Source organism: Paraburkholderia sp. RL17-381-BIF-C (assembly GCF_046026435.1).
GTDB lineage: Bacteria > Pseudomonadota > Gammaproteobacteria > Burkholderiales > Burkholderiaceae > Paraburkholderia.
On the sequence record NZ_JARESX010000033.1, the window covers coordinates 17,927 to 30,352 of the forward strand.

The 12,426-nt window shown below is 62.1% G+C and carries 9 protein-coding genes; 5 read left to right on the top strand and 4 right to left on the bottom strand.

Annotation, left to right across the window (positions count from 1 at the left end; all coding sequences use genetic code 11):
• The first annotated feature begins 57 nt into the window (after positions 1-57).
• Positions 58-1,299 carry a diaminopimelate decarboxylase gene (gene lysA, locus P0D70_RS20690; protein ID WP_408185857.1) on the top strand — a complete coding sequence of 414 codons (1,242 nt, stop codon included), beginning with the start codon at positions 58-60 and terminating at the stop codon, positions 1,297-1,299.
• Positions 1,300-1,312: 13 nt separating this feature from the next.
• Here lysA and P0D70_RS20695 read toward each other — a convergent pair whose 3' ends face one another.
• Entirely contained in the window at positions 1,313-2,233 is a 921-nt protein-coding gene (locus tag P0D70_RS20695) for a LysR substrate-binding domain-containing protein (protein ID WP_408185903.1), read from the bottom strand.
• Positions 2,234-2,356: 123 nt separating this feature from the next.
• Here P0D70_RS20695 and P0D70_RS20700 point away from each other — a divergent pair, with 123 nt between their 5' ends.
• Complete coding sequence (locus P0D70_RS20700; protein WP_408185858.1) at positions 2,357-3,124, top strand: transporter substrate-binding domain-containing protein; 768 nt, start codon at positions 2,357-2,359, stop codon at positions 3,122-3,124.
• 38 nt (positions 3,125-3,162) lie between these two features.
• Complete coding sequence (locus tag P0D70_RS20705) at positions 3,163-4,278, top strand: succinylglutamate desuccinylase/aspartoacylase family protein (protein ID WP_091805554.1); 1,116 nt, start codon at positions 3,163-3,165, stop codon at positions 4,276-4,278.
• 43 nt (positions 4,279-4,321) lie between these two features.
• On the opposite strand, the gene P0D70_RS20710 is transcribed toward P0D70_RS20705, so the two are convergent.
• The 3 genes from P0D70_RS20710 to P0D70_RS20720 all read right to left on the bottom strand — a co-directional run bounded on the left by P0D70_RS20710 (position 4,322) and on the right by P0D70_RS20720 (position 7,289).
• Positions 4,322-4,591, bottom strand: a complete 270-nt coding sequence (locus P0D70_RS20710) for a cupin domain-containing protein (RefSeq protein ID WP_408185904.1) — start codon at positions 4,589-4,591, stop codon at positions 4,322-4,324.
• Positions 4,592-4,737: 146 nt separating this feature from the next.
• Positions 4,738-6,891 (bottom strand): phosphocholine-specific phospholipase C, encoded by a 2,154-nt coding sequence (locus P0D70_RS20715; RefSeq protein ID WP_408185859.1) that lies wholly within the window; start codon positions 6,889-6,891, stop codon positions 4,738-4,740.
• A 59-nt stretch (positions 6,892-6,950) separates the two neighbouring features.
• Positions 6,951-7,289, bottom strand: coding sequence for a hypothetical protein (locus P0D70_RS20720; protein ID WP_408185860.1), 339 nt, complete (start codon positions 7,287-7,289; stop codon positions 6,951-6,953).
• A 210-nt stretch (positions 7,290-7,499) separates the two neighbouring features.
• Here P0D70_RS20720 and P0D70_RS20725 point away from each other — a divergent pair, with 210 nt between their 5' ends.
• Both P0D70_RS20725 and P0D70_RS20730 read left to right on the top strand, forming a co-directional pair.
• A complete protein-coding gene (locus tag P0D70_RS20725) occupies positions 7,500-9,482 on the top strand; it encodes an amylo-alpha-1,6-glucosidase (protein ID WP_408185861.1) in 1,983 nt (660 codons plus the stop codon).
• A 51-nt stretch (positions 9,483-9,533) separates the two neighbouring features.
• Positions 9,534-12,344 carry an MGH1-like glycoside hydrolase domain-containing protein gene (locus P0D70_RS20730; protein WP_408185862.1) on the top strand — a complete coding sequence of 937 codons (2,811 nt, stop codon included), beginning with the start codon at positions 9,534-9,536 and terminating at the stop codon, positions 12,342-12,344.
• The last annotated feature ends 82 nt before the right edge of the window (positions 12,345-12,426 follow it).

The following is a 12,426-nucleotide window of genomic DNA, read 5'->3' on the forward strand; positions in this document are numbered from 1 at the left end:
CACGTTTTTAGCATGATGTCGTTGACACCAACGCTTTGACATCGAGAGACGGGGACCGTGACGCCATTCAATCCGCAACAATTCGTCGGACTCGCGCAAGAGCATGGCACGCCGCTTTGGGTCTACAACGCTGACCTGATCCGCGAGCGCATTGCCGAATTGCGCAGCTTCGACGTGATCCGCTACGCGCAGAAGGCGTGTTCGAACCTGCATATCCTCAAACTGATGCGCGACGAAGGCGTCATGGTCGACGCCGTCTCGTTGGGCGAAATCGGTCGTAGTCTTGCGGCGGGTTTTGCACCAGAAGGCGATCCAGAAGGCGTCGTGTTCACAGCGGATCTGATCGATCATGCGACGCTTTCCACCGTGGTCGAACACCGCATCACAGTCAACGCGGGTTCGCTCGATATGCTCGAGCGGATAGGACGCCATGCGCCCGAAGACCATCGCGTCTGGCTGCGGATCAATCCAGGCTTCGGCCACGGGCACAGCAACAAGACGAACACGGGCGGCGAGCATAGCAAGCATGGCATCTGGCTCGACGATGTGCCGCGCGCGATTGAACTGGTCCGGCGTTATCGTCTGAAGCTGGTCGGGTTGCACATGCATATCGGCTCGGGCGTCGACTATGGGCATCTGTCGCGCGTCTGCGAGGCGATGGTCGAAGCTGTGAAGGGGCTGGGCCACGATATCGAAGCAATTTCCGCGGGCGGCGGTCTGTCGGTGCCGTACCGCGAAGGCGAGCCCGATATCGATGTGGCGCATTACTTCCGGCTCTGGGACGCGGCGCGGCGGCAGATCGAAGCGCACGTCGGGCATGGCGTGAGGCTGGAGATCGAACCGGGGCGCTTTCTGGTTGCGCAGGCGGGCGTGCTCGTGGCGGAAGTCCACGCGTTGAACTCGCGCCCCACGCAGCAGTTTGCTTTGGTGGATGCTGGATTCAACGATCTGGTGCGGCCGTCGTTTTACGGCAGCCATCATGAGATGACGGTGCTGAGACGTGATGGCTCGCCGAGTGACGCACCGGCCGATTCGTTCGCGGTGGCCGGGCCGCTGTGCGAAGCCGGCGACGTTTTCACCCAAGCGGAGGGTGGTGTCATGACGAGCCGGTCAATGCCGGCGCCCGAAGTGGGCGACTTCATCGTGTTTCACGATGCGGGTGCGTACGGCGCGTCGATGTCTTCGAACTACAACAGCCGGCCGCTCGCGCCCGAGGTGTTGCTGGAGCATGGCAAGCCTAGACTGATTCGTCGTCGTCAAACGCTCGATGAGTTGCTCGCGCTCGAAATAGCGGTGTGATTCCAGCGCCGCTTCAACGCGCCCGCACCGTGCGCGTGTAGGAAGCGATCATGGTGGCGAGTTCCTGCGCAGCGGGCGTAAGCGGAATGGCGGCGCGCTGCAACAGGCAGACGTTCTGCTCGACCGCGCGCTCGCGCACGGGAATCGAGGTGAGCGTGCTCGCAAACGGCCCACGCTTCACAACGATCGACGACTCCAGCGAGAGGCAATCCGTTGCGCCCACCAGATGCAGCGTCTCGTACAAGCCTTCCACCGTCGCGACGATTTTCGGCGGCGGCAAGCCGTGGCTCTCGAACAGATGGCTCAGTCGATTGATTTGCGGGTCGGCCGTGAGATTCGGCGAGCGCGTGGCGACCCACGTGCAATCGACCAGTTCGGCTAGCGACGTCGCGCCCGCTTTCGGATGCCCCTGGCGGCAGACGATCACCGGATCGGACGGATAAAGCGGCATGACCGAGAGATCGGCGGTATCCGTATGCTTCGATACCAGCGCAACCGCGAAATCCAGCGTGCCTTCGCGAATCCACGAAATCATCATGCGCGAGGTGCCGGTCCGCAGATGCACGGCGACCCGCTCGAAGCGCGTGCGAAATTCCATCAGCACCGGCGCGAACGCATCGACGAGCGGCTCGGTCGTCATGCCGAACGTGACCTCGCCGACATAGTCGCCTTGTAGTTGCTGCACTTCCTGCTCCGCGCGTTCGCATTCGCCGATGATCGCGCCGGCCCGCTGCAACAGCCGCTGGCCGAGCGCGGTCAGCGCAATGCCCCGATTCGTGCGGGTGAAGAGCGTGGCGCCGAGCATGGATTCGAGGTTCTGCAATTGCTGCGTGATGCCACTCTGCGCAATGCCGAGCGCCCGCGAGGCCGCGCGGATGCTGCCGTGCTCGGCGACGGCGGTGAATGCCCGGAGTTGGGAGATCGTCAACGCCATGGAGGCTGCCATCCGGTGATCGGGAAAAGTGATCATGATAGTCCGATCGGGACTTCTTTGAGGCGCGGGCGCCACATAGGATGGCACCGTAGTCAATCCGCCCACCTCACACTCCGTCCTCCCATGAAAATTTCGCTGATGATCTTGAGCGCCGCGCTGGCTTTCAGCAGCGGCGCGTTTGCCGCTGATTCCACCACGCTGCGCCTCGGCATCGATCCGACCTATCCGCCGATGGACTCCAAAGCGCCCGACGGCAGTTTCAAAGGCTTCGACGTCGATCTCGGCAATGAAATCTGCAAGCGCATTCACGCGCGCTGCCAGTGGGTGGAACTCGAATTTTCGGGGATGATTCCTGCGTTGCAGGCGCGCAAGATCGACGCGATCCTGTCTTCAATGGCGATTACGGAAAAGCGCGAGCAGCAGATTCTGTTTTCGTCGAAACTGTTCCAGTTCAAATCGCGGCTGATCGCGCGGCAGGGTTCCGCGCTTGCGGGCGGCTTGAGCGCGCTGGCAGGCAAGTCGATCGGCGTGCAGTCGGGCACGCAGTTCGAAGGGTATGCGTTGAAGAACTGGGCGCCGCTCGGCGTGCACGTGGTGGCGTACAAGAGCCAGGAAGAAGTCTTCGCCGACCTGGAGAACGGGCGACTCGACGGGGCGTTGCTCGGTTCGGTGGAGGCGGACTATGGATTCTTGCGCACGCCGGCGGGCAAGGGCTTTGCGTTCGTGGGCGAACCGCTCTCGATGGGCGATCGCGGCGTAGGCATCGGCTTACGTAAGGACGAGACCGCGGTGCAGGCCTCCATCAACGAGGCGATCGCCTCGATGCGCAAGGACGGCACGTATGCGCAGATCGCGAAGAAGTACTTCGACTTCGATCCGTACGGAAACTGATTCTCCGACTCCCGACTTTCTTCTAAAGACTCACGCTCATGAACAGGCAATCGATTCCGCTTCTCTCGCCGGCTATCGGCACGCACCGTGAACTGGTGTCGTTTCACTTCGGACCCGCGAATAGCGGTCAGAAGATCTATATCCAGTCGTCGCTGCATGCCGATGAAACGCCCGCCATGCTGACGACGGTATTGCTCAAGCGCCGTTTGCTCGAACTGGAGAAGCAGGGTGCGCTGAACGCGGAAATCGTCCTGGTGCCGGTAGCGAATCCGGTCGGGCTCGGACAATATGTGCTCGGCCAGTTTCTTGGCCGCTTCGATCTGGGCAGCGGGAAGAACTTCAATCGCCACTTCCTGCAGTTTCCGAAGTTGGTGGCCCAAGCCAAAGAAGCGTTGGGTTCCGATGCCGCCGAGAATGTGCGGATTGTTCGCCAGTTGATTGGCGAAGAACTGGCCGCGCAGAAACCGTTGACGGAATTCGAATCGCTGCAACTGGCAATGCTGAAACTCTCGTTCGATGCGGATGTGATTATCGATCTGCACTGTTCGCTCGAAGCCGCGATGCATCTCTATACGAGCGAGGCCGCGTGGGCCGAGTTCGAGCCTTTGTCGCGCTATCTCGGGGCGCAGGCGTCGTTGCTCGCCACCAACTCGGGCGGCGAAGCATTCGACGAAACGCATAGCCTGTTGTGGTGGCAATTGCAGCAGGCGTTGCCGGCCGACAAGCCGGTGCCTAACGGTGCGATTGCCGTGACCGTGGAATGCCGCGGACAGCGCGACGTCTCCTACGAGGTCGCTCAGGAAGATGCCGACGCGCTGGTGGATTACCTCGTGTGGCGCAGAGCGATCCAGCTCGAAGCGAAGCCTTTACCGGAATTGCTGGCGCCGGCCACCCCGCTGGCCGGCAGCGAACAGTTCTATGCGCCTGTGAGCGGAATCCTCATTCATCGCGCGAAGATTGGCGACACGATTCGCGTCGGGCAACCGCTATTCGATATCGTCGATCCGCTAACGGACGAGACGACAACGATCGTCAGCAAAACGGAAGGTGTGTTCTACATGCGACGCGCGATTCGCTTTGTGACGGCCGGCGCACCGCTCGGGCGCGTAACGGGCACGCGCCCTTTCAGGACCGGGGTATTGCTGGGCGCCTGACAGTTTTCTTTCTCTGGGCGCGGGCTGTCTATCAGGCCGCGTCTTACTGCTTCCTGCCCACCAGATACGTCACGCCGTTCGGGCCATAGCGTTCCGAATGAGGCTTGTTCGCAGGCACGTGGAAAACATCGCCGACGTGATACGCGCGCTCTTCGTCGCCCACGCGTATATTCATTTCGCCTTCCAGGATCAGTGCCTTGGCTTCGAAGGGATGCTCGTGAACTTCCATCTCTATGTTCGCCTCGCGCGTGACAACCACGGCGTCGGGGAAGCCTTCTTTCGTCAGGCTTTCGGTGAATGCGTTACGGTCCATAGCGTGTGCCTCGGCAAAGCGATAGTGGAGCTTCACTTTAACGCCGCGCGCGATTTTCTGCAGAGCGTGCTCGCGCAACTGGGCTTCGATCGAGCCTTCCAAACCAGCCACCTACCCGATTGAAGCCCAGCGCGCATGACCCGCTCTTAATTCGCCACCAACACCGGCGCGACCGCCGCCGGATCGCTAATGCTCGGCCGCCCATTCTCGACGTGACCCGCAAGGCGGCGCGAGAAGCTGGCGTCGTCGTTGCTCGTCACCGTCAAGTCGTACCAGTGATGGCTCGACGCCAGTACCCACGCTTCTTCGATATGCGCGCCTGCCGGCACCAGCACCGGACGAGCGCGCGCACCGTAGGCGTTGTCCGTCACCGTCAAACGCGCAATGCCGCTGCCCTTGTTGCTGAACTTGAGGAACACGTTACCGTTCGCGACGTCGTATTGCACCTTCACTTCCGGCTCCGCGCGCTTGTTGCTGCCGTGGCCGCCTGCGAACTGCGCGTTCTGCGCCGTCGCCTGCTGCGTGTTGCCCGCAAACTTGCGCACGAAACCATTCGGCCCGAACACTTCGAACGTGTACACGCCGTTGGTCACCGTCAGATCGAACGTTTCGTTGAGCGACTTGCCTGCTTCGACGGTGTAACGCCACGGGCCATCCGTGCGGTTGGTCGAGTACAGATAGAAATGCGCGCCCTGATCGCCGGTGTTGCCGATCGAGATTTCGAACGTGTTCTTCTTCGCGTCCGCGTGCCCGTTAACATGCAACTCGTACGGCAACGCGCGCGCGAAACGAATCCCGCTTTCCTGCGGGTCGATCGCGCCCGGCGTCGCGGGGACGGTCGGCTTCGGCTGCGTGGCGCACTGGTTGTCGGCGATGCTCTTGTAGTTGCTCGTGTCCGGCAGCGGCGGCACCTTCGAGTCCGGCGTGCGGAAGTCGAACGCCGTGGTCAGGTCGCCGCACACCGCGCGGCGCCATGCCGTGATGTTCGGCTCATACACGCCAAAGCGCGCTTCGATGAAGCGAATCACCGACGTGTGATCGAACACCTGCGAGCACACAAAGCCGCCCTTGCTCCACGGCGACACGATGGTCATCGGCACGCGCGGGCCGAGGCCGTAGGGCAGGCCGTCGGCGGTGTAACTGCCGCCGCGCAACGGGTTCACCACGTTGTGAATTTCGCCTTCGGTGCTGACCGTCGACTTGCCTTGCGCGCCGGTCGTGGCCGGTTGCGGCGGCACGAGGTGATCGAAGAAGCCGTCGTTCTCGTCGTACATGATGAACAGCACGGTCTTGCTCCAGACTTCGGGATTCGACGTCAGCGCATCCAGAATCTGCGAGGTGTATTCCGCGCCGTATGCGGGCGTGTAGCTCGGGTGTTCCGAGTACGCAGCCGGCGGGCACAACCACGATACTTGCGGCAGCTTGTTGGCCAGCACGTCGGCCTTCAGGTCGTCGATGGTGCGCACGGTTTGCGCGCGCTCATACAACGGCGAACCCGGCTGCGCGTTGATGAAGTTGGTGAAGTTCTGCAGGATGTTGGTGCCGTAGTTGCCGTTCAGCGGATCGGCGCCAGTCAGGCCTTGCTGGTAGACCTGCCACGAAATGCCCGCGGCTTGCAGACGCTCCGGATACGTGGTCCACGAGAGCAACTGGTAATTCGGCGGCCCGTCGCCGTCGACGAAATCGTTGTTGTCGAGGAGCGGACCACCCAGCGTGCCGGTCGGATCGACCATGCCGGTCATCAGATACGAGCGGTTCGGGTGCGTCGGTCCCGGCAGCGAGCAGAAGTACGCGTCGCAGATGGTGAACGCATCGGCCAGCGCGTAATGGAACGGAATGTCGCTGCGCAGGTGATAACCCATTGTCATGTCGGTCTTGGTGGCCGGCCATTGGTCGTAGCGGCCGCCGTCGATTGCGGCATGGGTCTTGTACCAGGAGTGATCCAGATCGCCGACGCATTGCGCGCTGGTGGTCGCCGTGTTCAGATGGAACGGCAGGACCGGCCGGGTCGGATCTTCCTTCGACGGTTGATACCACACCGGCTTGCCGTTGGGCAGCGGAATCGGGAAGCGGTCGTTGTAGCCACGCACACCGCGCAGGTGGCCGAAGTAGTGGTCGAACGAGCGGTTTTCCTGCATGAACACGACGATGTGCTCGACATCGCGGATCGTGCCAGTGCGCGAAAACGCGGGAACGGCAAGTGCGTTGCGAATCGACTCGGGCAGTGCGGTCAGTGCGGCAGCAGCGCCCGCGGATGAAGCCACGGTCTGCAGGAAACGGCGACGGCTAGTTGATGTCATCGAATATCACCTTCTGCGTGGGAAAAGAATAGCGCGGCTCGCGCGCCGGTGGAATCGGGTCAGTTGCTGCTGCCGCTGTCGCCGGGCGCGTAATGCATGACGGGTGCGACTTGCTGGTTGTCCGCGGCGAGACTGGCTTGCATGTTCTGCGTGATCGGATCGGAGGCCGCGGTTGGGTTTGCCGCAAGCGTTGAAGATGCGTTGAGGATCGGCGTGGCGGGCGATCTCGCCGCACCGGGCGCGGCATCGTTGCCGGCAACGGCTTGCGATGAAGACGCCGCGGAAGGCGCGGAATCATCCGCACCGCAACCGCTCAACGCTAAAGTTGCAAGCGCAACCAAAGCGGAAAACCGAGCGGCAACCCGAGCGTCACTCGTGAGGCCTTTGTCTCTTCTCATGTTTTGCATCCAGTTCGTGAAAGCGGATGCAGTCTCCAACCCTTTCAAGAAATAATTGTGAAACGTTTGCGAGTGGTAAAACTTGCGTCTGCGAGTCGGTTTTTCGAAAGGAAGCGGAAAGTGATAAGTAGGAGAATGGTCACCGCAGCGCCATGTGCCTGTCGTCCAGGCACACCGAATGATTGACGGCTTTGTTCAACCGGTAAGTTCATGACACACATCGAACGACCTTTCGACATCACGCGTCTCGAAGACGAATGGCTGGAAGCGGATGGCTTCGGCGGGTTCGCGTCAGGTACGGTCGGCATGCTGCGCACGCGCCGTTATCACGCGCTGCTGCTCTCGGCTACGCGTGCGCCAGGCGGGCGTATCGTGCTTGTCAACGGCGTGGAGGCGTGGCTGGAGGCGAATGGCAAGCGTTATCCGTTGAGCATGCAGCGATACGTGCCGGATCTGATCTATCCGGACCTGACAGCGAGTCTGGTTACGTTCGACACCGCGCCGTGGCCGACGTGGCGTATGCAACTCGACACGCATCTCGTGTTGACCGCCGATGTGTTCGTTAGCAAGGCGACCCGCGAAACGGTTTTGCGCTGGCGTCTGGAGGGTGTCGGAAACAAAGCTGAAGCAATCCCTCTCACATTGAACGTCAGGCCGCTACTATCGGGCCGCGACTACCACGCACTGCATCATGAAAACGCCGCGTTCAATTTCAATGCGCAGACGAGCGACGATCGGGCCAGCGTGAACTGGCAACCCTACGGCGATCTGCCGGTGATCCAGTGTGCGACGAACGGCGTCTACACCCACGCGCCGGATTGGTATCGCAACTTCTGCTACGTTCGCGAGCGAGAACGTGGGCTCGATTTCAGCGAGGATCTCGCGACGCCCGGCGTGTTCACCTTCCATCTCGCCGATGGTGAAGCCGTGATGATTCTCAGCGCTTCTCACACTGCGAGCGCAACGCAATCTCCAAACGCAATGGCGGCAGCCGCGCATGCGACAGAACTCGCGCGCATCGAACAACAGCGCCGCGACGCCCTTGGCTCTCGCCTGCAACGTTCTGCCGATACCTACGTGGTCGGGCGCAACGAAGGCCGCACGATCCTCGCGGGTTTTCCGTGGTTCACCGATTGGGGGCGCGACACCTTTATCGCAATGCGCGGCTTGCTGATCGCATCGGGCCGGCTCGACGATGCTGAAGCGATCCTGCTCGAATGGTCGGGCACGTTGTCGGAAGGCATGCTGCCAAATCGCTTCCCCGACTATGGCGACACGCCGGAATACAACTCGGTGGATGCGTCGCTGTGGTTCATCGTCGCCGTGCACGACTATCTCGCGACCCATCACGCTAGCCTTGCGACGCAGCAGCGCCTGCAACAGGCGAGCGAATCCATCCTCGCGGGCTACACGAAAGGCACGCGCTTCAACATCCAGGCATCCGCCGCCGATGGCCTGCTCAGCGCCGGCGTACCCGGCGTGCAACTCACGTGGATGGATGCGAAAGTCGGCGATTGGGTGGTGACGCCGCGCATCGGCAAGCCGGTCGAAGTGCAGGCGCTCTGGATCAACGCATTGCGCATTGCAGCAACGTGGAATTCGCAGTGGCAGCCTGCCGCCGACCGAGCGTTGCAAGCGTTTCATGAACGCTTCATCGATCCTGCCACGCAAGGTCTGTTCGACAACGTGGATGTCGATCACGTCAACGGCGCGATCGACCGCTCGATCCGCCCCAACCAGATCTTCGCCATAGGCGGCCTGCCGTTTCCCTTGCTGCAAGGCGCGGCGGCGCGTGCGGTGCTCGACCAGGTCGAAGCGCAGTTGCTCACGCCGCTGGGGCTGAGGACGCTCGCACCGTCCGACCCTGCTTATCGCGGACACTACGGCGGGCCTCCACTGGAGCGCGATGGCGCCTATCATCAAGGAACCGCGTGGCCGTGGCTGCTCGGTCCGTTTGTCGAAGCGTGGCTGCGAATCCACGGCGGCGAGGCGGACGCCCGCATGCAAGCGAAAACGCGCTTTCTCGACCCGCTCTACGCGCATCTCGATCATGCCGGCCTCGATCATCTCTCTGAAATCGTCGATGGCGACGCGCCGCACGCTCCGACCGGCACGCCCTTTCAGGCCTGGTCGCTGGGCGAGTTGCTGCGCATGGAAACGCTGCTTGCCCGGTTGCCGACCGCCGGCGCCTAAACCGCGCTACGATGTGTGTCCCACCGCCAAGCCTGATGCAAGGACGTAGTCATGCCACCGCTGCGCGCTGCCAATCTGCTCGCCACCATTGAGGGTTCACGGCTCCATTCGGCCGACTGTGCGCATTGGCAGCGCTGGGGACCGTATCTCAGCGAGCGTCAATGGGGCACCGTGCGCGAGGATTACAGCGCGGACGGTACAGCGTGGGACTCGTTTCCGCACGACCATGCGCGCAGCCGCGCTTACCGCTGGGGCGAAGACGGCATTGCCGGATTCGGCGACGACAAGCTGAGCTGGTGCATTTCGCTCGCGCTCTGGAATCGCAAGGACGCGATCCTGAAGGAGCGCCTGTTCGGTCTCACGAATGCTCAAGGTAATCACGGCGAAGATGTGAAAGAGCTGTACTTTTACGTCGACGGCACGCCGACGCATTCGTACATGCGCATGCTCTACAAATACCCGCATGCCGCCTATCCCTACGAAGACCTCGTGCAGGAAAACGCGCGACGCGGCGGCGACATGCCGGAGTACGAAATTCTCGACACGGGCGTGTTCGACGATTTACGCTACTTCGACGTGCAGGTGGAATACGCGAAACACGCGCCGGACGACATCCTCATGCGCGTGACCATCGAGAATCGCGCGGACCAGGCGGCCTCACTGGATGTGCTGCCGCAAATCTGGGCGCGCAATTCGTGGTCGTGGAAGGAGAACAAGGACAAGCCCTCGCTCGTTGCCGGCACGGACCACAATGGCGAGGCGCACGTGGTCGGGCATCAGCATGGCCAGGAGCCGATCGTCGTCACGGCATGGTCGAAAGACGCGCCGGTGACATGGCTCTTCTGCGAGAACGACACCAACGTCAAGCGTCTCTTCAATACGGACGGCGCGGGTCCGTTCAAAGACGGTTTCAACGATTATCTCGTGCACGGCGATGAACACGCGATTCGCCGAAATGCAGGCACCAAGGCCGGCGCGCATGCTGCGATCGAGCTCGAACCCCGTGGACGTGCGGTCGTGTACATGCGCTGGCGTCCGCAGTCGAGTCCCGACGACGTGCAACTCGACGCCGACGCGATATTCGCGCACCGCATTGCCGAGGCCGACGAGTTCTATGGCGCATTGCAGCACGATATTACCGACCCCGACGCGCGCCTGGTGCAGCGTCAGGCGCTCGCCGGCATGCTGTGGTCGAAGCAGTACTACCAGTACGACGTGCAACGCTGGCTTGAGGGCGACCCGCTTCAGCCTGCGCCGCCTGCGAGCCGCAAGCATGGCCGCAATATGGACTGGCGGCACTTGTGCAACGCGGACATCGTGTCGATGCCCGACAAGTGGGAATACCCGTGGTACGCGTCGTGGGACCTGGCGTTTCATGCCGCCGCGTTCGCGCTGATCGACCCGGCGTTCGCGAAGCGGCAATTGCTGTTGCTGGTGAAGGACCGCTATCAGCATCCGAACGGTCAGATTCCTGCGTATGAGTGGGCGCTCGGCGACGCCAATCCGCCGGTGCATGCGTGGGCCGCGTGGCGCGTGTACGAAATCGACCGCGCGCTCACGGGCAAGGGCGATCGCGATTTTCTCGAACTCGTTTTCCACAAGCTGCTGCTGAACTTCTCCTGGTGGGTGAACCGTAAGGACGCCGACGGCCACAACATTTTTCAGGGCGGCTTTCTTGGGCTGGACAACGTCGGCATTTTCGACCGCTCGTCGCCGCTACCGACCGGCGGCCACATCGACCAGGCCGACGGTACCGCATGGATGGCCGCGTACGCGCTCGACCTGATGCGTATCGCGCTGGAACTCGCGTACGCCAATCATGTTTTCGTCGACATCGGCGTGAAGTTCTTCGAGCACTTTCTGTATATCGCGCAAGCCGTGAGTTGCGACGACGGCTGCGATACCGGCTTGTGGGACAGCGAGGACGAGTTCTTCTACGACAAGCTGCGTTTGCCCGACGGCAGCAGCGTTCCCATGCGCCTGCGCTCGATCGTGGGGCTGATTCCGCTGTTTGCCGTGCATGTGCTCGAAGAGCGTCTGCATGGCGGCTTGCCGTGTTTGCGTGAGCGGCTTGTCTGGTTCCTCGAACATCGGCCCGATCTGGCGAAGCTGGTTTCGCGCTGGAACGAGCCGGGCAAGGGTAACTCGCTGTTGCTCTCGCTATTGCGCGGGCATCGGATGAAAGCATTGCTGCGCCGTGCGCTCGACGAAAGCGAATTTCTTTCCGATCACGGCGTGCGGGCGCTCTCGCGCGTTCATCGCGATCAGCCGTTCGTGTTCAATCACAACGGCGACAGTTTCACCGTGAAGTATTTGCCGGCCGAATCCAATACGCGCGTGTTCGGCGGTAATTCGAACTGGCGCGGTCCGGTGTGGATGCCGGTGAACTATCTGCTGATCGAATCGCTGTATGAATTTCATCGCTACTATGGCGACGATTTCAAAGTCGAGTATCCGACCGGCTCGGGCCAGGCGTTCACGCTGAGCGAAATTGCAGACGAGCTGGCGCGCCGGTGTACCAGGCTGTTTCTCAAGAACAAGGACGGCGAGCGTCCGGTCATGGGCGCGTATCCGTTATTGCAGACCGACCCGCGCTCGCGCGACCTGATCCTGTTCCATGAGTATTTTCATGGCGATACCGGGCGCGGCGTGGGCGCTTCGCATCAAACCGGCTGGACCGGTCTGGTCGCCTTGTTATTGCAGCCGCGCGTGATGGGCGCATCGGGCAACGTGCCTTTGCCGGGCGAAACGGATCGGGAGCCTGTGGCGGCTTCACCGTCGGCGCAAGCCACAGCGGCGGCACGGTCGCCCGAGCCCGCGCCGGCATCCGCACCCGAGCCCGCGCACGCATCGGCGAAGTAGTGCGCGGCGGCGCCGAGTCTATGAGGTGAGTGAGGTTACATAAGCCCTACAACATCGCACGGCGAACAGGGGCGCGCGGCGG

Excerpts from the sequence above, each read along its gene's own strand:
- P0D70_RS20695 (WP_408185903.1), bottom strand. The coding sequence starts at position 2,233 with ATGGCGTTGACGATCTCCCAACTCCGGGCATTCACCGCCGTCGCCGAG.
- P0D70_RS20700 (WP_408185858.1), top strand. The coding sequence starts at position 2,357 with ATGAAAATTTCGCTGATGATCTTGAGCGCCGCGCTGGCTTTCAGCAGC.
- P0D70_RS20705 (WP_091805554.1), top strand. The coding sequence starts at position 3,163 with ATGAACAGGCAATCGATTCCGCTTCTCTCGCCGGCTATCGGCACGCAC.
- P0D70_RS20710 (WP_408185904.1), bottom strand. The coding sequence starts at position 4,591 with ATGGACCGTAACGCATTCACCGAAAGCCTGACGAAAGAAGGCTTCCCC.
- P0D70_RS20715 (WP_408185859.1), bottom strand. The coding sequence starts at position 6,891 with ATGACATCAACTAGCCGTCGCCGTTTCCTGCAGACCGTGGCTTCATCC.
- P0D70_RS20720 (WP_408185860.1), bottom strand. The coding sequence starts at position 7,289 with ATGAGAAGAGACAAAGGCCTCACGAGTGACGCTCGGGTTGCCGCTCGG.
- P0D70_RS20725 (WP_408185861.1), top strand. The coding sequence starts at position 7,500 with ATGACACACATCGAACGACCTTTCGACATCACGCGTCTCGAAGACGAA.
- P0D70_RS20730 (WP_408185862.1), top strand. The coding sequence starts at position 9,534 with ATGCCACCGCTGCGCGCTGCCAATCTGCTCGCCACCATTGAGGGTTCA.